The following is a 24,040-nucleotide window of genomic DNA, read 5'->3' as shown; positions in this document are numbered from 1 at the left end:
ATAGATGATTAAAATTTCAGTGAGACTGATTGCTGCGTTGTGTGGGGTAATGTTCTTGGTTGGTTGTTCTACGGCCAAGAAGTCGAAGGTTTTGCAATCAAATACAGCTGTAATTACTCCTTCTGTAATCGTTGAGAATTCTGCGCCGAAGCTGGATACCCTGAACAAGCCTGCAGAGGTCATTGAACAGGCAAAAGTAGCGCCTACGCTTTCGGTTAATTCGGAATTGACACCGGAGCAGCAAGCTTGGAACATGTTTTTGCAAGGGACCAGCAAACAGTATGACTTTGCAAACGCCATCCATTTTGATGTCCGGAAACCATCCTTTGTGATGATCCACCATACCTCCCAAGCCAATCTGGCCCAAACGATCCGTACCTTTCAGTTGGCACATACCAAGGTCAGTAGCCATTATGTGATCGGTCGTGATGGTCGCGTGGTGCAGATGTTGAATGATTATTTGCGGGGTTGGCATGCCGGAAGAGGCAAGTGGGGAAGCATTACGGACATGAATTCGGTGTCCATTGGGATTGAACTTGACAACAATGGCTCTGAACCTTTTCCAGACGCCCAAATAAACTCCCTGCTGGTCTTATTGGATACCCTGAAGACCAAGTACAGTATTCCTCAAAAAAACTTCATAGGACACGCTGATTTCGCGCCAGGAAGAAAAGATGACCCCAATGTATTCTTCCCGTGGCAGCTTTTGGCCGAACGAGGATTTGGAATTTGGTACAATCCTAATTATTTAATGGCTCCTCCGTCAAACTTTAATCCCATCGATGCCCTTAAGCTCATGGGTTATGACCTGACCAACCAAGATGCCGCCATTAAGTCCTTTAAACGAAAGTTCGTGAAATCTGATCTTTCACCTATCTTGAATGATCGGGACCGAGCGATCTTATATGATCTCTACCGAAAGTATTATTAGAATATTTATAAATGAAAATTGCTGGTTTACGGCATTATACCTGAGTAGGTTCGATATCCTTTTTCGGAGTACTGCCCATGAAGTACTGCAGGATAAGTCCAATGAGGATCAGTAGTACACAACCGATCAGATTCAACCACAGAAAGGCGACAACGTTCATCTGCCAGATCCCAATAACGATAACCTCGGTTATTACAGCAGACCAAAAAACTGCTTTTCCACCGATTCTTCTGATATAAAAAGCCACTAGGAATATTCCAAGGATGGTTCCATAGAAAAGGGAGCCTAAAATATTAACGGCTTCCAAGAGGTTTCCCAATTGACTGGAGTAAAGGGCTATCCCAATGGTAAAAATCCCCCAGAATAAGGTGCTGATACGCGAAGCCTTTAAATAATGGGCATCGTTGGCATCCCGTTTTACGAAGCGTCTATAGATATCGATCACTGTTGTTGAAGAAAGTGAATTGATGGCACTGGCCGTTGCTCCCATGGAAGCTAGGAAGATAATGGCGATCAATAGGCCTATCAAGCCTTTAGGGAAAGTATCGGTAACAAACCTTAGAAAGATATAGTTCGTGTCATTGGTGTCCGCATTTGGATCGTTTTTCTTGATCAGGTCCACCAATTCGGTTCTCAATCCCTGGTCTTTTTCATTGAATTGTTGTAGGTTGATCCTGGCATCGTCGATTTTATCATCTTGCTTTTCCTTCAATGCACTGGTCAGCTGATTGATATAAACGGTTTTTTCCTGGCTTAACTGTTCATGTCTTTGCTTGATATCCTCATACTCCTGTTTATGGGAGCTGTTTTCCAGTTTTTCAATGACTTGCTCATTAAAGAATAGGGGTGGGGTATGGTACTGATAATACGCAAAGACCAAGATACCGATCAAGAGGATACAGAACTGCATAGGCACTTTAAGCAATCCATTCATCAGCAATCCCAATCTGCTCTCTTTTACCGATGATCCTGTCAAATAACGTCCCACCTGGCTCTGATCAGTTCCGAAGTAAGATAGCTGCAAAAAGAAACCACCGATCAATCCGGTCCAGACGGTATACTGATTGTCCAGGTCAAACTTAAAGTCAATGGCATTTGCTTTTCCGGACTTTCCGGCAATGTGTAGGGCTTCTTTAAATCCTATGTCCTCAGGCAGAAGATGGACCACCAAGACTCCCGCCAATAGCAGGCCGGCGAATATGATGGACATCTGTAAGAGCTGAGTGTATGATACCGCTTTTGTGCCGCCGTATACCGTGTATATTACCACTAAAGTACCGATGCCGATGGTGGTCATCACCAAGTCGATATTCAGGATGGTGGAGAGGATAATGGCCGGAGCGAAGATGGTGATACCTGTAGAGATCCCTCTCTGGATAAGGAAAAGGGATGCGGTCAGGACCCGGGTCTTGATGTCAAATCTTTTTTCCAAGAATTCGTAGGCCGTATAGACCTTGAGTTTATGGAAGATCGGGACGAAGGTGATACAGAGGACAATCATGGCCAAAGGCAGTCCAAAGTAGAACTGGGCGAAGCTCATTCCAGAAGAGTAAGCAAGTCCAGGCGCGGAGAGGAAGGTAATGGCACTGGCCTGGGTTGCCATTACGGAGAGTCCTACGGTGTACCAAGGTAAGGAGCGGTCACTGAGGATATAGCCGTCAATGGTTTTGACGTTCTTGCTTTTGTAAATCCCATAGACCACTATGGAAAGCAAGGTAAGGATGAGTACTATCCAATCGATACTACTCATCCAAAATATCTAGTAAAAATATACATTAGAACTATGCAAACGACTAACCAGATGACAATAATCCAATAGAATTGTCTCCAGCTTCGTACGAATGGCGGTAGTCCTTTATCTGTCATGCGATTTTTGTGGCAATAAAGCGGAAATGAAGATGATTGCAAAAATAAAACCACCGATAAGTCCAGCAATTAAGGATAAAAATGTACCACTTGCAACCCAAGCAGTAAGTGCACCTAAGATAGTACCTACTAATAAGATGATGCCTTTTACGTTGATTTCGTTAGAGTTTTCGATTTGATTTTCCATTATATTTATTAATTTTTTTCGTTCTTAGCCAGCAAATTTACAAATAATCTAGTAGCTCCGGGAACTCCTGCCGGCAATTGTCTGAAAAAGGCCAAAGGTGCATAGACAAACTTCCCTTTTCCATAATTCGCTACCAATAGGGACCCCTTGTTTTGCTCTTCGTTTTTGTCTGCCATACTCAAAGGAGTGCGGTATTCTGGGGATATATTGGTTGCAAAATAAAGACCTCGTTCCTGTACCCAACCTTCAAAATCCTTGTCTGTAATTTTGTTGGGATAATTCAGGATGGGGTCATTTGGATCCGTAAAGGTTACTTTTGCATCCTCTTCGGTTACCCTTTCGCGATTGATTTCAAATGGATAGGGACCCAATTTATTGGTACTCATCCTGGAATTCACGTTATATTGTGCCAAGACCGTTCCGCCCTGTTCTGCATAATCCAATAGGATCGGCAACCATTGATTGGTATTCGGACTAACGTTATAGGCCCTAATTCCCACTATGATAGCATCGTATTGTTTTAAGTTAGTGCTGGCAAGCAGATCACTGTTCAATAGGTCGACCTGAATGCCAATGTTTTCCAATGCTAGGGGAACCAGATCCCCCGCACCATGAATATAGCCAATTTTTTTCAATGGATTGTTAATTTCCAGCGCTTTAACTTTTAGGTTGATTGCCGGAAACCAGGTGATATCTGGAATATGCTGGTAGGCAATTTTTTTGAAACCATAGATTAGCTCACCATTCAGTAGGGGCTGGACCTCACTGCTAGCTGTATTTTTGGGATTAGAGATCTCGAATGTCTTAACGACCAGACCATGTTCAGGGATGTCAATGGATGCCTTGTTAGGAACAATATTTAAGCCATCAGACTGCTTAAAGCTTAATTCCGCTTTTTGGGGCTGCTCACTGTTGTTGCTGATGGTTAAACTAATGGTTTTCTTATCACCCGTTTGCAGCAGGGCTTGTGATGAGCTGATCGCCGCGGTAAGGACTGGTGATATGGAGACTGGCTGATAGATTTCGCCTTGTACGGGATCTACATATCGGTATTCCACGGGCTTGTCAACGTTTATGGCCAAGCCATCAACCTCGATTACAAACTTAGTCTGCGGATTATTTGTGTTTTCAGGGTTTCCAAAATTACGGTCTTCTATGTCAAACTTGCCTAATGAGTTTGGCTTTTCTAACCAATAGGGCTGTGTCCAATGGTCAACCTTCTTTTCAGAAGCGTATTTTTTGGTTTCATTGGCAGGAAGAGTTTCTTCTATCCGTTTGCCATCAATGGAAATCAATTTTACCGCTACATCTGCGGCTCTCTTGATGATTTCATTGTTTACAGAAAAAGCTTGATTAACCACAAAATTCGGCTTGGAGGCAATGGATTCTGCAACTATGCCGGCAGAGGATAGGATAATGTCTTCAATATCCTTGATTTTCTGATCCCTGTATACAGAAGGCTTCAATGCATTAACCAATTGATGCAGGGCTACCAATTCCTGGATTGATTTTTCAGGATGGTTGATATTAAAAGCGCTCTGTATAGATTGGATCTTGGTCTCGATGTTCTTCACGGGTTCGCCTAGGCGCTCCCAACTTGTGTTGATGCCTTCAAATAGGTCTTTTGTTGCTTTTTCGCCAGCGACATGGTCAAAATACTCGGTTGTTTTACCTCGGTTGGAGGCAGCACCAAAACCTTGGCTTTTGTGCTGGGATCTGCTCATGGCAGATATTTCACCATATGAATAGCCCAATAAAGGGTTGTAGTCATTCAGAACGACTTTCAGTTGCTCATCCGATGTATTGTTCATGCCTCCAAAATTGGCGGTATTCCAGACAATACGCTTGGCTTTCCATGGTTTCAGTTCTTTCAGCTGTTCGGGAAAGCTGTTGGGATCTGCTGCTGCTTCGTAGGCCTCCTTGGCCAGGATGGCAGAAGCCTGGTGATGTCCATGGCCGCCACGGCTATCCGGTGGAAAGCGGTTTATGATCACATCCGGTTGGAGCTTACGGATCATATAGACCGCTTCGCGGAGGATATCCTCCTTTTTCCAGAAGCTGAACGTTTCTTCATGCGTTTTGGAAAAGCCAAAATCGTAGGCCGCACTGAAGTATTGTTCCCCTTTGTCGATAGCGCGGGCAGCCAATAATTCCTGAGTACGGATCAGACCAAGTTCAATTCCTTGTTCTGTCCCTAGCAAGTTTTGTCCGCCGTCACCACGGGTCAGGGAAAGATATGCAGTTCTATATTTGCGGTCATTGGCTAAATAGGCAATGAGCCTGGTGTTTTCATCATCTGGGTGGGCCGCGAAATAAAGCGCGGTACCTAGTGTTCCAAGTTTATCGATCTTGAGCTTAATTAAGGAAGCCGAATTGCTCTGCTGTGCAAAAGCAACCGAAAAAGATGATAGGAATAGGAAGATTAGGCCTAAGAATCTGTGAATCATCCTTAAAAGTAATAAGATTCGTGTAAAAAAATAAAAGGAATCAAAATAATTTGATTCCTTTTACCAACAATTAAAAATCTTCGACTTTAAACCTTGGTATTAATTCCGTTGGTTTAATTTTTAGCAGGATGATGCGCTTTATTTTGGTCTAACCTTTAATAAATATAAAAGTAATATAAATCAATTTGATTAGTCGCGGTATTTATAAAAAACTTTTCCACAAAAACACAGTTATGCACAGGCTTTTGTGGAAAAGAAAAATGTGGTCAATAGCTTGACCTTATGATTGTTTATGCGAATTACTTGTCAATGGAGCCTAAAACACGCTTCATAAAGGTGTTCAGGGCTTCTTTTTGTGGCATTCCTTCTTGAACCAATTTGTTGACCTCGATGGCGCCGTACATATTGGAGATCAATTCACCAATTACATCTAGCTCTTCGTCTTTCAATTGAGAGACTTCGGTCAACGATTCCAAGGTTTCGATTGTTTCCAATACGAAGTCTGCGTCGTTTTCGGCTATAAATTCCGTAAGATGTTTAATTATTGGTAACTTCATTTAATAGTTCTGTTAATCCTTCGATTTTATTTGTTTGTACTTGATTGATCAACTTTCCGCCTTTAAAAGCAGCGAAAGTTGGTAAGTTGTTTACATTAGCAAGTTTCCTTGATTCTGGGAACTTTTCTGCATCTACGATTACAAATTTCACGTTGTCGTTTTCTCCTGCTAATTTTTTGAACTTAGGCTTCATAATGCGGCAGTTACCACACCAAGAAGCAGCATATTGAACCATCACCGTATCATTGCTGTCGATGACCTCTTGTAGATTGTCTGAGCTTAATTCTTCTAACATGATTTTTGATTTAAGAGTTGATCTGAAAAAATAAGAGGAGGTTGTCCCTCCTCTTTCAGTATGGGGGAATATTAATTGTGTGACAAGTATGAAGCAACGCCATCACGTGTAGCGTTCATCGCTTCTTTACCTTCTTCCCAGTTTGCTGGGCACACTTCACCGTGTTTCTGAACGTGCGTATAAGCATCGATCAAACGGATGTATTCTTTTACATTACGGCCTAGAGGCATATCATTTACTGACTCGTGGAATACTTTACCAGTCTCATCGATCAAGTAAGTAGCACGGTAAGATACCGCAGAACCTTCAACTAGAGTTCCGTATTCAGGGTGTTCAACCTCTTTCATTTCTAAGATACCTAATACGCTAGATAGGTTGCGGTTAGTATCAGCAATGATCGGGTATTCAACACCTTCGATACCGCCGTTGTCTTTTGCAGTGTTCAACCATGCAAAGTGAACCTCTGCAGAGTCACATGATGCACCGATTACGATAGTGTTTCTTTTCTCGAATTCAGCAACAGCCTCTTGGAATGCGTGTAACTCTGTAGGACAAACGAAAGTGAAGTCTTTTGGATACCAAAATAATAAGATCTTCTTGTTCTCTTGTTGTGCTTTTTCGAACAAATTCAAAGTGAAATTGTCGCCTAAATAGTCAATTGCATCTACTGTAATGTTCGGGAAATTTTTACCTGTAAAACTCATAATAATTTTCTTTTCTTTTTTGTAGTACAAAGATACACTTTTTAACGCCTAAAAATAATCGATAATACTTATTAACTATCGGTTTTATCTATTTAAAACCAGTATCACATATAAGAATGATTTATATCACAAATAGCCTTCTTTTTGATTGTCAGGGGATTATTTGATCGGCTGGGCAGGGAAAAATATTTTGATGGGCAGAAAGGTAGGTTTGACAGTTAAGTATATTTTTAATAGACCTAAATACAATCAGTTGAAAATAAAATTTGCTCTAAGTCCATAAAATATTAGTTTTGCAGCACGGCCCTGTAGTTCAACGGATAGAATAGATGTTTCCTAAACATTTGATAGCAGTTCGATTCTGCTCGGGGCTACAAAAAAAGCAACTCATTGAGTTGCTTTTTTGCTATCCAGCTTAATGCTCTTCCACAAACCTTGGCCTGGCCGACCTTCTACCAAACACCGTCATCAGTACAATCACCAATAACAGGAAATAAAATGAATAGGACCAAGAGAGGGCATAATCGTGCAACTTGCCAAACAGGGGTGGGCCAAAGGCTGCAATCAGGTAGCCAATAGACTGTGCCTTCCCTGAAATCTTTATGGTGCCGACCATGGTTTTGCTCCTTGAGGACAGAAACAAAATAGCTAAACTAAATGCCAGGCCTCCTGCTACCCCTAATAGTATGGCCGTAAAATAGATGTATTGATCCTTCAGTAACAACAGCATGAGTATACCGGCAGAGTAGAGAACTCCGATTAAATAGATCATCGATTTAGGATCTTTCATCTTACTGGCAACAATTGGACTGATGAGCATAACGGGCAGCATCGCCAACTGAAGGATGGAAAACACCCAGCCTGCAGCGGATTTGCTCATTCCATATTCCATCAGTACGGTCGGTAGAAAAGCGACCAGGCAATAATAAACTAAAGATTGCAAGCCCATAAATAGGCTTATGTTCCAAGCTTGTTTGGAACGGAATATATTGAACTTTATGTTTTCCGAGGTATTTACTTGCCGGTTTACTGGTTTTTTGCCCCAAAATAATTCAGCAATTACAATCAATAAAGCTATGACCGCGACAACGATCCAGACCGACAGGGATCCTTTCCAGCCGGCACCGGTCCATTCTCCGATGGAAATACTAAAGCCTGAAGCCAGGGCTGCCACCAAGTTCATGGAAACCGAAAAGATACCGGTCATTAGCCCGATCTTTGCAGGGAACTCATTCTTGATATAGGCAGGAGTCAAAACATTACCCACGCATATTCCTAAACCTATTAAAACTGAGCCCAAATAAAGGGTTGTGACACTCCCTGCTACCCTTAAATACAATCCTAAAATCAAGATCGCTAAGGAATAGATCAGGCCATGCCGGATATTTAGTTTTTCAGTGGCTTTACTCACCAAAATAGAACAAGATGCAAATACGATGAGCGGAATGGAGGTCAGAAAGCTGGCCTGAATATTATCCAGATCCATTGCCGATTTGATTTCATCCAAGATGGGACCTACGGCAGTTATAGGCGATCTAAGGTTGCTGCCTACCCAAATGATGAGCAATATTCCCAACCATGAATTCCTTGTCGTATGATTTTGTTGCATTTTTTCGTCCATGATTTTACTTGTATCTGATCTTGGCCACAAAGATAAGCTTGTCGTTTTTATTAACTTTGCCATTTACTACATATACAACGACATGGAAAAGCTAGGTCATCCGGATAAACAGATCGGGGAATACGTAGATAATATCAGTGCTGATACCTATGTATGGTATGATGCGCAATGGAAACATGATGATAAAGAGCATCAGCACCTCAGTTTTCAGTTAAACTATGTGACTGAGGGGTATCAGTATTTCCATATTGACAAAAAGATCTATTTAGTTCCCCAAAACCATATCATCTGGATTCCCAGCGCAAAACCTCATAAAACAACCACGGAGTCAAGTTCGGTGAATTTGATGTCAGTTCTTTTTAAGGAGGTTCCAAAAGGGGATTTTTTCAGGAAGACCCATGTTTTTCCAGCGCCAGCAGTGTTAAAGGAAATGTTGCTATATGCATCAAAATGGAATAGGGTACTTGATATCGACATGGAACAAAAGCTCTTTTTGAAAGCTTTATTATACAGCCTGCCTAACTTTTGCGAAGAGAGCATGGCCCTAGAAATCCCAGTTCCTTCTGATGAAAGGTTGATCCCGCTATGTAATTACATCAATAGCAACTATAAGTTCAGTTTTGATATCCATGCCTTGGCGGAAATGGCAAACCTATCGGTCAGGACCCTGCAAAGGGTCTTTAAGAAAGAAACAGGTATTACATTGCAGAAATATTTGCAGTTAGTGCGGATATTAAAGAGTATCGAACTTCTCGATACCAGGAAATATACCCTGACGGAGATTGCCTATAAAGTAGGGTATCAAAGTTTATCTGCTTTCAGCCTTTCCTATTCCAGTTTAATGAAGGAAGGACCTAAGCTTAAGCAATGATCCTTTCATATGGGGGTGCAGAGAGAAAAGGCCTTCTACCTTCTCTCGGTCAAATTACCATCCACGTCAAAGTAGAGGTAAACATCTTTTCTAGCTCCAGAGATGGAAGAATACCAATGCGTCACATCCATATTGGCAACCTTCATGTGGACAAAATAGATATGGTCTGAAGGGGTACCGCCCTCAATATCCTTGGCTTCTTCAATCAAGGTATCGTGGATTTTCTTTACGGTAGAAAACTTAACTTTATCCAATGGGTACAAAAGATCGACCATCTTTATGTTTCCTGAAATCTTTACAGGAGTAGGATCCAACCACATCCCCTTTGAGTAGGTATAGGTATCGATGTTTTCGGGCTTATCGGGATCTTGTATCTTGATGCTGATTCGGCCACCTTGGAAATCAAAGAAATATAGGTCCTGGTGCATCATGATCTTTTTTCCTTTGAACTTCGGCAGGTTCATCAGATCTGCCTGGATCTTGTCCAATTCTTCAGCACTTGCATATACGCTATGCTCCTTTTTTTCATCAGGGGCTGTGACATCAATTGTTACCGAAGAAGAACTGCTTGTCCTTTCCATGGAATGGTCACTTGCTTCCTTTTGTTGGCGAGGTTTCATGGTGTCCTCAAAACTTTTCTTGATCTGCTTACAGGAAGAAAACAATGCAAGGATTGCAATGCAGGATATAATATGATAAAAAGTCCTTTTCATAGATTAATCGACAACTTCAATGGATTGCGGGTCTTCCGCATCGTATAAGATATTTATTTGGTTCCCAACAGCAATTCCGGAAATGTCCAGGAGGCCGTACAACTTCTTAAAAGAAGCTACAATGGTTTTTCCCTTGTCCTGAAACTCTATTGTAACCATTATTTGAGGCTTTTCATTGACTGAAAGGTTCGTTTCTTGAGTCGACACAATGGTCGCGATAGCGGGTTTTCCATAGAGAAGTAAACGATCCGAATTAGTAGATTTAGGCAAAAAAGAATTGATAAAAGAGAAAACCCCGAGATAGATCAATGCCAGTAATGGCGAGAGAATAAAGGGATGCCCAAAGGACAGATAGCGCCATCCAGCATCTTGGCTCTCATAAAGCATTCCATAAATCAATAGCCCTATGGGCGTCAATATCAAAACGGCAAGTACGGAGTAAGCGTAGATCAACATGCTTTTGTCGATTTTTACCTTTGCGTCTTCCAACATTATCCTTGGTTTTTTTGGATCCGTGCTGACCAACAATCCAATATCTTTTCCTACTTGGTAACGGTTCATTTCAGGCTTGGTATCGACAAACGGTAAACTAAATGTCAACTCTGATTTTACTAGGTTCACAAAGGAGATCTTGATCATTTTGCTTTCTCCATCGGCAGTTTGCTGCAAGATCCTTTGCTCGACTATTTTGCCTTTAATTCTTTTACCCTCTTTTATTAGGTCTTTATAATCTCTTTTAGCTTTTAATAGGTTGGAAAGGGATCTCTTAAAAAACAGATAGATTACGGTAAGCCAGAGGAGTAGGCCCAATCCTAAATAAAAGAAAGCGGTTGCTGGAGATTTATCTAAATCGTATTTCCAATCGCCTTGTTGTGAATGGATTAGGATCGGAAGGCCGATGGCCATCAATAATAAGAAGATGGTCCCAAAGGATAATCCTAAGACTACATTGAAAGTCTTAGCAGGATTTGGTCTGTGGTTTAAGCTACTCATTTTAAACACAATATAAATAAAATTAATCCATGAATTAAAACAAATGTTATTATTCTATAGATTTTTAATTTTGTTGAATCTTTTGGCAATTAATATCAACAAAGCAATCTCAAAAAGATCAAATTTTCGTATTCTTACTTCCGCATTCAATCCGCTTCCATGGGAATAGATAAAGAACATATTCTTCCAGCCTACAATTTCAGCAAGCTTTCCGTATTTGAAATACTCAAGCATGTCGAGCGGGCAAGCTTTATGGACAGCAAGGATTACAGGAACATATATCCCGTCAGCATAGAATTAAACTGTGGAGTCTTTACAAAGGCTGCTGTTGGACTTGAATACCCAAGGGTATCCGTGGTTCAGATGTCGGATCGGATTGTAACAAGTTGTTCCTGTGGAAACTATTCCAAGAAGATGTGTGAGCATCAGGGAGAGGTCATACATGCCATCTTGGAAAAGGAAGAATACCGGGTTTTCTTTGATGCCGAACTTCGGGAAAAAACATTGAAACAATATGCAAAGCCTTATGGCTTAGATAATGAGCCCGATCTAGACCGCTACTTTGATCTGCACTATGTGGATGGAAAACTGTCGGTAGAGCCTAAGATCCAGGGTTTGTTGCCCTATGACAAACAGGCCATGGCAAAGGGTCTAAGTCCAAAACAAGTCAAACTAAAAACCACAGCTCAGGATATTTTAACAAAGAAACCCTTTATCCTGATTGACAAACACCGGTATTATAGCCAATTGAACTTTCAATTGATGAAATCAGATCAGACTAAGGCCGGAAAGATCAAAAATCCTATTGAGACGATGGATCCTATGGCCCAAGTTTGGAAGACCAATGAGCCAGAACTACTGAAGTTTTATACAGCGATCCATAGCTTTCAGAATAAATACAACGATGATGAACTTGATCTGGATGCCGAACCCTTAAAACAGATCATAAAGAACCCTTTGGGTTTAGACTTTTACATCCATGACAGCAAAGTATCCGAATCACTTTCTCCCAAATCCCTAGCCTTAGTAAAGTTTGAACAGCTGCAAGCTGAAATCAGGCTAACGGTCCTTAAAAAAGAGCCTTTCTATGAAATTACAGGTGAATTGCTATTCAAGGACAACATATTAGGATTCAAAGAGCTGAACATCCGCAACGATTATCTGCTTTATTATCGCAAGACCCTCTATTTTATCGACAATCCAGACCTATTGCGGGTCATCAAATTTTTCAAGGCCAATAATGAAATCCTGGTCCTTCATGCAAACAAGTATGAGGAGTTCTTCCAGGATATCCTTTCGCCATTAGAGCACATCCTTCACGTCAATTACAGCTACATCAAGCAGGCGACCCCTGCACAGTTGAAGGAGAAGAGCTATGAGCAACAGAAGCTCATCTATCTCGAACAGGAAGGCAATTACATTTCCATAGTGCCAGTCATGAAATATGGGGAAATAGAAGTACCTACAACCTCTAAAAAACAGCTTTTTGATACCGATCAAAACGGCAATGTATTTCAGCTCGAAAGGGATTATGTAGAAGAGGATAAATTAGTTTCCAGTATTATGGAAAAGCATCCGGATTTCGAAAGCCAGGTCGTGGAAAGGAATTATTTCTATCTGCATAAAGATAAGTTCTTGGATGACGATTGGTTTATTGAGGTCTTTGATGAGTGGCGTGAGGAGGATATTTCCATTTTAGGCTTCAGTGAAATCAAGAACAATAGGGTCAATTCGCATAAAGCCAAAATCTCGATAGAGATTATCAGCGGCTTGGACTGGTTCAATGCCAAGTTGAAGGTCGGATTTGGAAACCAACAGGCAGCCCTGAGGCAGATCCACCGGACCATACGCAACAAAGGCAAGTATGTACAGCTTGATGATGGCAGTCTGGGATTGCTTCCAGAGGAATGGATCGAGCGAATTGCAGCCTTTTTCCAGATCGGAGAAATAGACCAGGAAATGATTACCATACCGAAGATTAACTACTCTGAGGTTTCCGATCTGTTTGACAAAGAGATCATGAGCAAGGAAGTGCAGCATGAAATCGAATTGTTAAAAAGCGACTTTTCATCTGAACTGAAGATCACTCCGGTCACAACCCCGAAAGACCTGAAGGCCGAATTAAGGGAATACCAACAAGAGGGCCTTAACTGGCTCAATTTTCTTGATACTTACAACTTTGGAGGTTGCTTGGCAGATGATATGGGATTGGGAAAAACCATACAGATCCTTGCCTTTATCCTTTCCCAAAAAGAAAAGCATGGGCAAAAAACCAACCTGATTGTGGTTCCTACATCGCTTCTTTTCAATTGGGAGGATGAAATAGCAAAATTTGCACCTTCGCTGCAAGTAATAAAGCATTATGGACCAGACCGAGTTAAGGATGTCGACCACTTTGAAAACCATGATGTGGTCCTCACGACCTACGGGATGTTGCTTTCAGATATCAGGTTCCTGAAGAACTTCAAGTTCAATTATATATTCCTGGATGAATCCCAGGCAATCAAGAACCCGAATTCTGAAAGATATAAAGCAGCCCGGCTGTTGCAGGCAAGGAACAGGATCGTGCTGACTGGAACGCCAATCGAGAACAATACATTTGATCTCTATGGGCAGCTCTCCTTTGCTAGCCCAGGCTTATTGGGCAGCAAGCAATTTTTCAAGGACACCTATGCTATTCCTATCGACCAATTCCAGTATACCAAAAGGGCGATAGAGCTGCAGGAAAAGGTGAAGCCCTTTATCCTTCGCCGAACAAAGAAGCAGGTGGCTAAGGAGCTTCCGGAGAAGACGGAAATGCTCATCTACTGTGAAATGAATGATGAACAGCGGAAGATCTATGAGGCTTACGAGACAGAACTGCGCGAATTTATATCGGCCAATGAGGATGAGGATATCAAGAAAAACAGCATGCATGTCCTTACAGGGCTTACCAAGCTGAGGCAGATCTGCAATTCTCCAGTATTATTGAAAAAGGGGCACTCCGCAGAAAATGCCGTAAAGGTTGAAATCCTATTGGAGCAGATTGAAAACAAGTCCAAGGAGCACAAGATCTTGGTCTTTTCACAATTTGTGGAAATGCTGGATATCATCAGGCCCGAATTGGAAAAAAGGAATATCCCCTTTGAATACTTGACGGGACAGAGCAAGGATAGGGGCAAGAAGGTCCATAACTTCCAGAACAATGAGGAAGTCCGTGTCTTTCTGATCAGTCTAAAGGCCGGTGGGGTAGGCTTGAACCTTACAGAAGCAGATTATGTCTACCTTATTGACCCCTGGTGGAATCCTGCTGCCGAAAATCAGGCAATCGACCGTTCCTATAGGATTGGACAGACCAAACATGTGGTGGCCGTACGACTGATCTGTTCTAATACCATAGAGGAAAAGATCCTGAAGCTTCAGAAACGGAAAAGCCAACTTGCCCAAGATTTGATACAATCAGAAAACGCCTTCTTCAGCTCTCTCAGCAAAGGCGACATTTTGGATATTCTTTAATAGGCAGGCTTGATTATCAATTAATTGATAATAAATCCTTTGGAATAAATTTTCCTTCGATTCAATTATTTTGTACATTTCCCTTAATTTCAATAATTTAGTTGATAATAATTAACTACGCTAGCTGATTTCTCAACCTTGACTATGAAGTATATTATTTCCCTTTGCCTATTATGCTGCCTGACCCTATCTGCTTTTTCACAATTGGTTATCCGGATTGATGAAGACCATGAATACCTGAAAACATTAGAAAAGAGACTCCTGGATGCCAAGACGGATAGTGCCAAAGCGATGACGGCTTTCCGGCTATCCTATATGTACAAGAAGTATAGGAACATGGACCTTGCCAAGCAGCGTCTGGAACAGGGGGTAAAGTATGCACAAGGAAATAACCTCCTAGAAGGGATAGCCAGTTACAACGAAGCCCTGTTTGGTATCGGTCTAGAGGACATGAGCAAGATTGAAAACAACCTTAACCGTAGCGACAGCCTGCTTAAAGACATACAGGATCCAGAAGCCAAGAAGACCTTGAGCGGCCTATGGATCATGCGTGGCGTCCTCAGCCAGCTAAAAGGGAACGAGAAAGGCGGTCTAGAGTCCTACATTAACCATGCGCTTCCCTATGCCAAGGAATCCAAAGATAAATTCAGCATTGCCAATGCCAATAAATTCGTGGCCACCAGTCTTTTAAACGCGACTGAACGGGTACGCGGAAATGACTACCTCAAAAATGCACTTGCACTCTTCAAGGAAGCTCCTGCCGAAAGTGAGATCACGAAGTTGGAGGGCATATTGGAAGTAACCATCTTGCTTGCTGAAAACAACCTATACCTGAATGACCTGCATTCCAGCAAAGCCTATTTGGATGCCGCCTATGCAGTATTGAAGGACTATCCTGAATCCAATGTTTTCCTGTTCTATTATTTCCCCGAAGGGGTTTATTATGAAAAGATGGGTAAATATGTACAGGCGATCAACAGTTTTGACAAGGCCATTGCTTTTCAAGGCTCCGGTCCTGAGAACTTCTACATCAACCGTTCGAAATTTGCCAAGTTCAACCTATTGCGTAAGATAGGCAGGAATGCGGAAGCCATCGATGTGATGCAGGACCTGCTGAAAAGTACAACCCTGTTGCCTAGTGACCGTAATTCCTATGCCAACCTCTTGGCCGAGACCTATGCCAATACCGGAAACATGAAGGAGGCCTATGAATGGTCCCAAAAATACATCACGGTAAATGATAGCTTGCATGCCGCAGATTACAAAAAGGATATGCTGGATATGGAAAACAAATATCAGTCAGCAGAAAAGGCCAAGCAGATTTCCCAGTTACAGGCAGAGAAACAGGCTGCCGAGCTGGTACAGAAGAACCAGAGGCTTTGGGTGCTGCTCCTTGCAGTCGGTGCTGCGGTGCTCTTGTTGGCCTTCCTATACCTGAACAATATCCTGAAAAACCAGAAAAGAGCCAATGAATTCAAGTTCAAGGAACTGGAGCAACAAAGGGAATTGCAAGTAACAAAAGCCTTCTTGGAAGGGGAGGACAAGGAACGGCAAAGGATCGCCCAGGACCTGCATGATGGCCTTGGAGGCGCACTCTCTGGCATCAAGATGAAGCTATCTGCCGTGCAGAACAACTTCCAGGAACCTGAAATAGACAGTTCCGTCGATCAGCTTGACCGATCCATAATAGAACTGCGTCGAATTGCCCACAATATGATGCCGTCCAATCTCCTGCGAAGTGGGCTGGATGTTGCCTTAACGGACCTCTGCAGTGCCCTTTCCAGCAGTAAGACCGAAATAGAGCTGCAAACCGAAGGCTTAGACCCCAACTTAAACCAGCATTATCAGGTCAATATCTATCGGATTATCCAAGAGCTTCTGAGCAATGCCCTTCGTCATGCAGATGCCAACTATATCTTGGTCCAATGCATCCAGAATGACGAGCAGATCTTGATCACCGTTGAAGATAACGGCAAAGGATTCGACCTTTCAAGAGCAAAAGCCTCCAATGGAATGGGCCTCAACAATATTCAGAACCGTGTCGACATCATGAAAGGAAGTTTGGATTATGATGTTATGCCAGAAGAAGGAACCATAGTGAATATTGAACTGACGGTGTAAAAGCTACATTTACGATATTGCGGGCGTATTCAATACGCCCTTACACTGCGTAATACCATTCTAGGGTTATTTTATTTTTCCCACGCCACGATCATGGCCCATCCTCTCATCCATTCCATCCTGGTTCAAAACCCACCCCCCCTCACTACACAATCACCTTTGTGCCCTTCAAAGCCTTAACAAGATTCACTTTCTCCTCCTCCGGAATAGGATTGGTACTGATGCGTAACTTTTTCAGCCAGGTCATCTGCTGCATGGATTCCGGAAGGTGCTTTACCTTGTTGTTGTCAATATCCAGCTCTCTTAAGGAAGTCCATTCGGCAATGTTTTCAGGAAGCTTAATACTGGTCTGGCAGCTCCATAACTGCAGGTCCTGTAGGTTAGCGAGCTCCTTGATGCTATTGAACAGGTTTTGGAGATCGATCGGAGGATTGAAATTCGAATTTATTTTAAGGGTCCTTAACTGGTTCAGGTTTTTTATATCGGCTGGGATGGTCTTGATTCCGTTCTGTCCTAGATCCAACAGTCTTATGCCACTCAACTCAAAAAGCGCCTTAGGAAGGACCTTAATGCCATTACCACTTAGGTTCAGTTCCTTTAGCCCTTGTAGTTTATTGATATTTTCAGGAATGCTTAACATTCCACTTAGCGAAAAGCTCAAGTTCTCCAGTTTTGGAAGGGTAGAAAGGACCTCGATTACAGCTTCAAAATCAATTGGCTTAGCCTTTCCTTCAAACAGGAGCTGCGTCAATGTAAAGGATTTTAAGTTCACCAACTTCGAAAAGCTGTCGGGGATACTGGTTAACTTTGGGGTATAAAATTCAATTTCCTCTAGGGAAGTAAGCTCAAAGAACTCCTCCGGGAAACCATAGATCTGTTCATGGATCACCAATTTCTTGAGCTTTTTCAATTGGGCGAGTTCTTTCGGCAAGGCCTTCTTGATCGGTGAATCAAAAGCAAGGAATTCCAGGTGCTGCGCCTTAGTAATATTGGCCGGCAAGGTCTCCATGTCATTCAGGGAAATATCCAGTTTCTTTAAATGGGGAAGCTGAAATAGCCAGTCAGGAATTTCGTAGATATTGTTTCCGGTCAGTTTAATCTCCTCAACCAACTTACATTCCTTTAGCACCTCTGGAACGTCTTCCAGCCATTTCTCAGATAAATTAATTTTCTTGATCGTATCCTTCTCTTCGACTATCTTTTTCAGGTATTTTTCCATGCGGTAGATGCGGTTAAATGTGAATCCTGCAGCTTGCAATTACTCTTTATATAGCAAAGCCTGTTTCTTAAATATATTGAAATTTTTCTATTCATGACAAAAATTAATTGGTCACGAGTGGAGCGATATTTCCTTGATGCAGGGGTTAAACCTTGTGGAAATCCCTATTTTCATTATATTTGAGTTATCACAAAACCTAAACCATGTACAATAAACTAATTTCCATTTTGGCAACCCTATGTTTTGCATTGACGGCTTCGGCCCAGCAGGACTCAGCCTATGTGTTTTCTTATTTTAAGGGAAATGGGGAAGATGGCCTTCATCTCGCGTACAGTGAGGATGCCCTGAAATGGACCGCCTTAAAAAACGATGCCTCTTTTCTCACACCGAAGCTGAGCCCCGATAAATTGATGCGCGACCCTTGTATCATAAAGGGTGGCGATGGGCTCTATCACATGGTCTGGACCGTTAGCTGGACCCAGAAAGGTATAGGACATGCCAGCTCAAAAGACTTGATCAATTGGTCTGAGCAGCAATATATTCCCGTGATGGAACATGAAGAGAATACCAGGAATTCCTGGGCGCCTGAAGTCACCTATGATCCAGAAAGCAAACAGTACATGATATATTGGGCTTCCACCATTACCGGAGAGTTTCCCGAAACACAGGTAGAGGCAGATAATGGCTATAACCATCGGATGTACTATACCCTGACAAAGGATTTCAAGACATTCTCGGAAACCATGCTGCTCTATGATCCAGGTTTCAACTCGATCGATGCCACAATCCTGAAAAATGGAACCAACTGGATGATGGTCATCAAGGATGAAACCCGCGAACCTAAGGCGGAGAAAAACCTAAAACTTGCTTTTGCAGATAGCTTAGAGGGTCCTTACAGCGATGCCAGCGAGAAGATCACCGGAGATTATTGGGCCGAAGGACCCACCGTAGCCAAAATAAACGGGGAATACTATGTTTATTTCGACCGGTACATGGACAATCATTTTGGCCTGATCAAATCAAAGGACCTCAAGACCTGGACCGATATCAGCGATCAATTGGAATTGCCAAAAGACCTGAGACATGGCACCATACTAAAGATTTCAAGAAAAGAATTGGACAAGCTTAAGGCTGTAAAGCCTTAAGCCTTTATTGCTCCCTAAAGATTTTCAGTCGGCTGGTCATGATGAACATCAAGAAGCCGAACATAGAAAACAGGGCAAATGAATATCGTAGATTGAATATCTCGGCTACATATCCGATCAACGGAGGGCCCATTAAGAACCCGAGATAGGAGATACTGGAAACCATGGCCAAGGCCACACCGGCAGGAATGGTCTTATGCTTGCCAGTTACGCTGTAAACCGTAGGCACATTGCAGGCAACGCCTAATCCGACCAGCATAAAGGCCAGTGTACAGACCCAAAGGTTCGGAAACACAACAGAAGACAACATCCCCACAAACATCAGGATTCCACTGATCTGTAGGGTCCTTTGTCTACCAATTTTGCTGATGATGGCATCTCCGATAAAACGGCCGGTTGCCATCATGATCATAAAGGAGGCATATCCCAATATCACTAAGTTCTCTGGGGCATGTACAACATCACTGAAGTACACTCCGCTCCAATCAAACATGGCGCCTTCCGTTGCCATACTGAAGAAACCTATGATACCCAGTTGTACGATCAATGCATCCGGTTTAAACTTGGTCTTTTCTTTTTCCTTCTTCTCGGTACTGACTTCCGGAACCAAAAACTGTTTGTTCAACAGGATATTGATGGTCAAAAGGACGATAACCCCGATGAAATGGCCATAGGTGTTGATATTGAAGTTCAAGGTCAACAAACCGATCAATGCACCGGTGAATCCCGCCAAGGACCAAGCCCCATGGAAGGATGACATAATGGACCTTCCGTAAAGCTCCTCGGCCAATACGCCTTGGGTATTGACGGAGATATTACAGATGTTGCCCGTTACCCCAAAAAGGAAAAGTGCAGCACCCAAAAACCAGGCGTTTGTTGAAAAAGCGATGAACAACAATACCAAAGCATAGAGGAATGCCGCCCAAGGCAATATTTTATGGCTACCGTATTTGTTGACCAAGGCTGCCGAAATAGGCATGGTCAGCAATTGGCCAATCGGTAACATCAATAAGATGGTTCCCAACTGGGCTTCAGACAGCCCCAATGCTGTTTTGATGGTCGGGATACGGCTTGCCCAACTCGCAAAGCCCAAACCTTGACCAAAGTAAAATAAGGCTACCGCCCACCGGATCCTGCTTTTCATGGATTGAGAGACATGGTTGCCTGCCTCACCTAATGATGTCATCGTTGATAAATTTGTAACAAAAATAGCACATTTTTCAGATAAGTAGTATAGATAAGTGTAAAAAATACACAATTCTAACTATTTATTAATCTTGCCGTTATAACCAGTTTTCATTCTGTTCCTTTTCATGGTTTCGTTGAAATCCGCAAATTCCAAGTTCAGGTTTTAATATTACTGAAATTGAATTGTACATTTGTTTTGAATCAATTCAAAATTGACCCAATTTATGAATAAAACACTACTGTCACTAGCCTTGTTGTTAGGGGGATCCATGCAATTGAAGGCTCAGGTTCAACCGACCTTTTTGTCCAATCCTACCCTCAGTCCCGATGCCCAAACCATTGTCTTCAGTTTTGAGGGCGATCTATGGAAAGTAGCAACAGCTGGCGGACCGGCTCTGCGCCTAACGGCAATGGAGGGCAATGAAGTCATGCCAAGGATCTCTCCAGATGGGCAATGGCTGGCCTTCTCTTCCAACCAAAATGGGAATATGGATGTCTACATCATGCCGATGGCCGGTGGAAACATCAAACAGATTACCTTCCACGAAGCTAGCGATGAGGTCGATTCCTGGAGCTGGGACAGTAAACAGCTATATTTTACCTCTGGACGCGAGAACCGCCTCAGCAGCTATAAGGTAAGCAAGGATGGTGGTACCGCAGAGCGTATCTTCCCACATTTCTTCAACTATATCCATAATATGGTGGAGACACCAAGCGGAGAATTGCTTTTTACCGACTCTTGGGAAAGCTATAGCGCAGCCAATAGAAAGCGATATAAGGGCGCATTTAACCCCGATATCAAGGGTTACAACCCTAAAACAAAAGCCTATAAGGAGTACACGACCTATGAAGGCAAGGACCTTTGGCCAACCGTGGACAGCAAAGGCACGATCTTCTTTGCCTCCGATGAAGGTAATGACGAATACAATCTTTACAGTATAAGCAATGGGCAAAAACAAGGCCTGACCCAGTTTCCTGAGTCTATCCGTAGCCCGCAGGTTGCGGCGAATGGTGCTGCGGTAGTCTTTGAAAAAGGATATCAGCTATTTGTCTATGACGTGGCCAGCAAGAAAACCACGCAACCCGCCATTAGCCTGAGCCGAAACCAGGTATTGGGCAAGTCCAAGGAATTTGATGTCAAGAGCAATATCAGCAATTTTGATGTCTCTCCCGACGGAGAGAAAATGGCCTTTGTGTCGAGGGGCGAACTGTTTGTCTCGGATGTGGATGGCAAGTTTATACGGCAGATGCCTAGCCAAGGCGAACGGATTTCTGAGGTCATGTGGCTGAAGGACAATAAAACCTTGGTCTACAACCAGACCCTGAACGGCTATCTCAATTGGTATTCCCGCTCAGCAGATGGGAAAGGCGAAGCAAAGCAACTGACCCAGGACAACAGGAACAACCGTGATATTAACTTCAATAAAGAGAATACCAAGGCGGTTTACCTGAGTGGACGCGATGAAGTCCGTTTATTGGACTTGGGGTCCCTGAAGAGTGAAACCATCGTCAAAGACGAGATCTGGGCCTTCCAGAACTCTTCCCCGTCTTTCTCTCCTGATGGAAAGTATGTGCTCTTTACGGCCATCCGCAATTTTGAACAGGATATCTTCGTGTACAATCTCGCAGATAAGAAAACGCTGAACCTAACGAATACCGGCGTAACGGAAGCTTCACCGGCATGGTCGCCTGATGGTAAATATATCTACTTCTCCAGCAACCGAACCAAACCATCCTATCCAACGGGAATGGAAAATGCCAGTCTCTACCGGATGGCCCTTGAGAATTATGATGAACCCTACCGCATCAGCAAATTCGACGAAATGTTCAAGGAAACCGAAAAGGAGACGGTAAAGAAAGATAGCACAGCGACCAAAAACGAAAAGAAAAGCAAGGACAGCAAAGCAAAACCAGCCGCAAAGGAGGAAAAGAAAGATGATAAAAAGGTTATCGTAAGCATTGACGTACAAGGCCTTTCTGACCGGATAACCCAAGTCAGTCCGCAGGCTGGTACCCAATACAACCCTATTTTGTTTGCAAAAGGGGATAAAACATACCTATTCTACCAATCCAACCATGAGGGCAAATGGGCAACTTACCGCATTACCTTTGAACCTTTTACCAACAGCAAAACCGAAAAGGTATTGGACGGTGGTCTGCAAGCCCTTCAGGAAGTGGATGGTAAATTCTTTGCCATCAGCAATGGTAACATACAGAAATACAATATTGACCAGAACAAGCTTGAAAATGTAGATATCAATTTCAAGTTCAACCGTGATCTGGACAAGGAATTCAAGCAGATGTTCTATGAAACCTGGGCCAATGTGGAAGAGAACTACTATGACGAGAAGTTCCATGGCATTGACTGGGAAGGGATGAAAAAGAAATATGGAAACTACCTTTCGGGCATCAACAACCGTATGGACCTTCGAATCCTACTGAACGATATGCTGGGTGAACTGAACTCCTCGCACATGGGCTTCAGTACCTTTGGTACCGACGAGCGGAAGCAATATAATTTCATCACGAACGAACTCGGGGTCACCTATGACGCCAAGGATCCCTATAAGATCGCGCATATCGTTGCCAAGGGCCCTGCTTCCAAGAAAGATGTCAACCTGAAGGTTGGGGATGTCCTGGTTGCGGTAAACGGAAACAAGATCGATAAATCGCGTGACCGCGACTCCTATTTTACCTGGCCATCACTTGCCAATGAAGTACAATTGACCGTAAACCGTGGAGGTAAGGAAGAGATCATCAATATCCGTCCGCAGAGCAATGCTGCTTTCAAGGACCTATTGTACGATGAGTGGATCAAGGGAAATAGAAATAAAGTGGATCAGTTGAGCAAGAATAGGATTGCCTATTCGCACATGAAGAACATGAGCGGGGATGAACTGCAATCCTTTTTGATCGATATGGCAGAGCAGGAAAACAACAAGGATGCTGTTATCCTTGACCTTCGCTATAATACCGGTGGTAATGTGCATGACGAGGTGCTTAGGTTCCTTTCCCAACGACCTTATCTAAAATGGCAATATCGTGGCGGTAAGTTATCTCCGCAGAGTAATTTTGCACCGGCAGGAAAGCCAATCGTGCTATTGATCAATGAACAGTCCCTTTCGGATGCGGAAATGACTGCAGCAGGTTTCAAAGCGCTCAAGTTGGGTAAGATCATCGGTACGGAAACCTATAGGTGGATCATCTTTACCTCAGGTAAGGGTTTGGTCGATGGTTCGTTCTACCGCTTGCCGTCGTGGGGATGTTATACCCTGGACGGACAGGATCTGGAACTGACCGGTGTCGCTCCGGATATCGCCATCAAGAATACCGTAGCGGATCGCGTTGCGGATAAAGACCCGCAACTGGAAAGAGCAGTACAGGAAATCTTAAAGGACCTGAACTAATCGAATCTACATAAACTACAAAAGCCCTGAATTCAAACTTGAGTTCAGGGCTTTTGTAGTTTAGTATCCTTGGCTTGGATTAGGTGTTTTTTAGTTGCCTATTCTGCCTGATGAGGAGAATGGTCAAGGTAGCAAAGACCATGAAGCCAGTCCCGGCGCAGATTATCCGCCATATCTCCTTATCCAAAGAATCAAGGAGGATATAGAAGCTAAAGGATGCCAGTACCAAATTCAGCAATAATCCAAGTCTGTTGTTTTTCATATCCGTTAATTTTAATAT

The 24,040-nt window shown here is 42.9% G+C and carries 18 protein-coding genes and 1 tRNA gene; 7 read left to right on the top strand and 12 right to left on the bottom strand.

Translation table 11 applies throughout. From position 1 onward, the window contains the following. Positions 1–4: 4 nt before the first annotated feature. A complete protein-coding gene (locus NMK93_RS19495; RefSeq protein WP_185218615.1) occupies positions 5–931 on the top strand; it encodes an N-acetylmuramoyl-L-alanine amidase in 927 nt (308 codons plus the stop codon). A 34-nt stretch (positions 932–965) separates the two neighbouring features. On the opposite strand, the gene NMK93_RS19490 is transcribed toward NMK93_RS19495, so the two are convergent. From NMK93_RS19490 to NMK93_RS19465, 6 genes are all read right to left on the bottom strand, one after another. Further along, positions 966–2,681, bottom strand: a complete 1,716-nt coding sequence (locus NMK93_RS19490) for a sodium:solute symporter (RefSeq protein ID WP_254526772.1) — start codon at positions 2,679–2,681, stop codon at positions 966–968. 105 nt (positions 2,682–2,786) lie between these two features. Then, a complete protein-coding gene (locus NMK93_RS19485) occupies positions 2,787–2,984 on the bottom strand; it encodes a hypothetical protein (RefSeq protein ID WP_185212722.1) in 198 nt (65 codons plus the stop codon). An 8-nt stretch (positions 2,985–2,992) separates the two neighbouring features. Continuing rightward, positions 2,993–5,431, bottom strand: coding sequence for a PIG-L family deacetylase (locus NMK93_RS19480; protein WP_254526773.1), 2,439 nt, complete (start codon positions 5,429–5,431; stop codon positions 2,993–2,995). 299 nt (positions 5,432–5,730) lie between these two features. Continuing rightward, positions 5,731–5,988, bottom strand: coding sequence for a hypothetical protein (locus NMK93_RS19475; RefSeq protein ID WP_099369797.1), 258 nt, complete (start codon positions 5,986–5,988; stop codon positions 5,731–5,733). Continuing rightward, positions 5,969–6,283, bottom strand: coding sequence for a co-chaperone YbbN (locus NMK93_RS19470; RefSeq protein ID WP_185212720.1), 315 nt, complete (start codon positions 6,281–6,283; stop codon positions 5,969–5,971). The genes NMK93_RS19475 and NMK93_RS19470 overlap by 20 nt, the downstream gene beginning before the upstream one ends. A gap of 71 nt (positions 6,284–6,354) precedes the next feature. Next, positions 6,355–6,987, bottom strand: a complete 633-nt coding sequence (locus NMK93_RS19465; RefSeq protein ID WP_185218618.1) for a peroxiredoxin — start codon at positions 6,985–6,987, stop codon at positions 6,355–6,357. A gap of 302 nt (positions 6,988–7,289) precedes the next feature. On the opposite strand from NMK93_RS19465, the gene NMK93_RS19460 reads away from it, so the two are divergent. Beyond that, a tRNA-Arg gene (locus tag NMK93_RS19460) sits at positions 7,290–7,361 on the top strand. 41 nt (positions 7,362–7,402) lie between these two features. Here the strand turns inward: NMK93_RS19460 and NMK93_RS19455 are convergent. Continuing rightward, positions 7,403–8,608, bottom strand: a complete 1,206-nt coding sequence (locus NMK93_RS19455) for an MFS transporter (protein ID WP_254526774.1) — start codon at positions 8,606–8,608, stop codon at positions 7,403–7,405. A gap of 82 nt (positions 8,609–8,690) precedes the next feature. On the opposite strand from NMK93_RS19455, the gene NMK93_RS19450 reads away from it, so the two are divergent. Next, positions 8,691–9,479, top strand: a complete 789-nt coding sequence (locus tag NMK93_RS19450; protein WP_185218156.1) for an AraC family transcriptional regulator — start codon at positions 8,691–8,693, stop codon at positions 9,477–9,479. 35 nt (positions 9,480–9,514) lie between these two features. On the opposite strand, the gene NMK93_RS19445 is transcribed toward NMK93_RS19450, so the two are convergent. Continuing rightward, positions 9,515–10,192 (bottom strand): hypothetical protein, encoded by a 678-nt coding sequence (locus tag NMK93_RS19445; RefSeq protein ID WP_254526775.1) that lies wholly within the window; start codon positions 10,190–10,192, stop codon positions 9,515–9,517. A 3-nt stretch (positions 10,193–10,195) separates the two neighbouring features. Next, on the bottom strand, positions 10,196–11,185 hold the full coding sequence (locus NMK93_RS19440) for a hypothetical protein (RefSeq protein WP_254526776.1): 990 nt from the start codon (positions 11,183–11,185) through the stop codon (positions 10,196–10,198). 159 nt (positions 11,186–11,344) lie between these two features. Between NMK93_RS19440 and NMK93_RS19435 the strand changes: the two genes are divergently transcribed. Both NMK93_RS19435 and NMK93_RS19430 read left to right on the top strand, forming a co-directional pair. Next, the gene (locus NMK93_RS19435) at positions 11,345–14,680 is read left to right on the top strand and encodes a DEAD/DEAH box helicase (RefSeq protein ID WP_254526777.1); all 3,336 of its coding nucleotides are present in this window, start codon (positions 11,345–11,347) and stop codon (positions 14,678–14,680) included. Between the two features lie 144 nt (positions 14,681–14,824). Beyond that, the gene (locus NMK93_RS19430; RefSeq protein WP_254526778.1) at positions 14,825–16,801 is read left to right on the top strand and encodes a histidine kinase; all 1,977 of its coding nucleotides are present in this window, start codon (positions 14,825–14,827) and stop codon (positions 16,799–16,801) included. 145 nt (positions 16,802–16,946) lie between these two features. Here NMK93_RS19430 and NMK93_RS19425 read toward each other — a convergent pair whose 3' ends face one another. Next, positions 16,947–18,020: a leucine-rich repeat domain-containing protein gene (locus tag NMK93_RS19425; RefSeq protein ID WP_254526779.1), complete on the bottom strand. Its 1,074-nt coding sequence runs from the start codon at positions 18,018–18,020 to the stop codon at positions 16,947–16,949. A 203-nt stretch (positions 18,021–18,223) separates the two neighbouring features. Here NMK93_RS19425 and NMK93_RS19420 point away from each other — a divergent pair, with 203 nt between their 5' ends. Beyond that, a complete protein-coding gene (locus NMK93_RS19420; RefSeq protein WP_254526780.1) occupies positions 18,224–19,165 on the top strand; it encodes a glycoside hydrolase family 43 protein in 942 nt (313 codons plus the stop codon). Positions 19,166–19,169: 4 nt separating this feature from the next. Here the strand turns inward: NMK93_RS19420 and NMK93_RS19415 are convergent, their stop codons facing one another. Further along, on the bottom strand, positions 19,170–20,351 hold the full coding sequence (locus NMK93_RS19415; protein ID WP_185212711.1) for an MFS transporter: 1,182 nt from the start codon (positions 20,349–20,351) through the stop codon (positions 19,170–19,172). Positions 20,352–20,577: 226 nt separating this feature from the next. On the opposite strand from NMK93_RS19415, the gene NMK93_RS19410 reads away from it, so the two are divergent. Beyond that, entirely contained in the window at positions 20,578–23,760 is a 3,183-nt protein-coding gene (locus tag NMK93_RS19410; protein ID WP_254526782.1) for a S41 family peptidase, read from the top strand. A gap of 79 nt (positions 23,761–23,839) precedes the next feature. On the opposite strand, the gene NMK93_RS19405 is transcribed toward NMK93_RS19410, so the two are convergent. Further along, complete coding sequence (locus tag NMK93_RS19405) at positions 23,840–24,022, bottom strand: hypothetical protein (RefSeq protein WP_185212709.1); 183 nt, start codon at positions 24,020–24,022, stop codon at positions 23,840–23,842. Between the last annotated feature and the right edge of the window lie 18 nt (positions 24,023–24,040).

It is taken from the genome of Sphingobacterium sp. LZ7M1, assembly GCF_024296865.1.
In the GTDB taxonomy this organism is placed as follows: domain Bacteria; phylum Bacteroidota; class Bacteroidia; order Sphingobacteriales; family Sphingobacteriaceae; genus Sphingobacterium.
Note: the sequence above shows the minus strand (reverse complement) of the source record. Positions and strands in the feature narration are given on the sequence as shown.

What these genes read in the sequence shown, in the direction of transcription:
- NMK93_RS19465 (WP_185218618.1), bottom strand. Translation starts at nt 6,987, where the DNA reads ATGAGTTTTACAGGTAAAAATTTCCCGAACATTACAGTAGATGCAATT.
- NMK93_RS19420 (WP_254526780.1), top strand. Translation starts at nt 18,224, where the DNA reads ATGTACAATAAACTAATTTCCATTTTGGCAACCCTATGTTTTGCATTG.
- NMK93_RS19495 (WP_185218615.1), top strand. Translation starts at nt 5, where the DNA reads ATGATTAAAATTTCAGTGAGACTGATTGCTGCGTTGTGTGGGGTAATG.
- NMK93_RS19445 (WP_254526775.1), bottom strand. Translation starts at nt 10,192, where the DNA reads ATGAAAAGGACTTTTTATCATATTATATCCTGCATTGCAATCCTTGCA.
- NMK93_RS19480 (WP_254526773.1), bottom strand. Translation starts at nt 5,431, where the DNA reads ATGATTCACAGATTCTTAGGCCTAATCTTCCTATTCCTATCATCTTTT.
- NMK93_RS19410 (WP_254526782.1), top strand. Translation starts at nt 20,578, where the DNA reads ATGAATAAAACACTACTGTCACTAGCCTTGTTGTTAGGGGGATCCATG.
- NMK93_RS19450 (WP_185218156.1), top strand. Translation starts at nt 8,691, where the DNA reads ATGGAAAAGCTAGGTCATCCGGATAAACAGATCGGGGAATACGTAGAT.
- NMK93_RS19435 (WP_254526777.1), top strand. Translation starts at nt 11,345, where the DNA reads ATGGGAATAGATAAAGAACATATTCTTCCAGCCTACAATTTCAGCAAG.
- NMK93_RS19455 (WP_254526774.1), bottom strand. Translation starts at nt 8,608, where the DNA reads ATGGACGAAAAAATGCAACAAAATCATACGACAAGGAATTCATGGTTG.
- NMK93_RS19470 (WP_185212720.1), bottom strand. Translation starts at nt 6,283, where the DNA reads ATGTTAGAAGAATTAAGCTCAGACAATCTACAAGAGGTCATCGACAGC.
- NMK93_RS19405 (WP_185212709.1), bottom strand. Translation starts at nt 24,022, where the DNA reads ATGAAAAACAACAGACTTGGATTATTGCTGAATTTGGTACTGGCATCC.
- NMK93_RS19425 (WP_254526779.1), bottom strand. Translation starts at nt 18,020, where the DNA reads ATGGAAAAATACCTGAAAAAGATAGTCGAAGAGAAGGATACGATCAAG.
- NMK93_RS19490 (WP_254526772.1), bottom strand. Translation starts at nt 2,681, where the DNA reads ATGAGTAGTATCGATTGGATAGTACTCATCCTTACCTTGCTTTCCATA.
- NMK93_RS19485 (WP_185212722.1), bottom strand. Translation starts at nt 2,984, where the DNA reads ATGGAAAATCAAATCGAAAACTCTAACGAAATCAACGTAAAAGGCATC.
- NMK93_RS19415 (WP_185212711.1), bottom strand. Translation starts at nt 20,351, where the DNA reads ATGACATCATTAGGTGAGGCAGGCAACCATGTCTCTCAATCCATGAAA.
- NMK93_RS19440 (WP_254526776.1), bottom strand. Translation starts at nt 11,185, where the DNA reads ATGAGTAGCTTAAACCACAGACCAAATCCTGCTAAGACTTTCAATGTA.
- NMK93_RS19475 (WP_099369797.1), bottom strand. Translation starts at nt 5,988, where the DNA reads ATGAAGTTACCAATAATTAAACATCTTACGGAATTTATAGCCGAAAAC.
- NMK93_RS19430 (WP_254526778.1), top strand. Translation starts at nt 14,825, where the DNA reads ATGAAGTATATTATTTCCCTTTGCCTATTATGCTGCCTGACCCTATCT.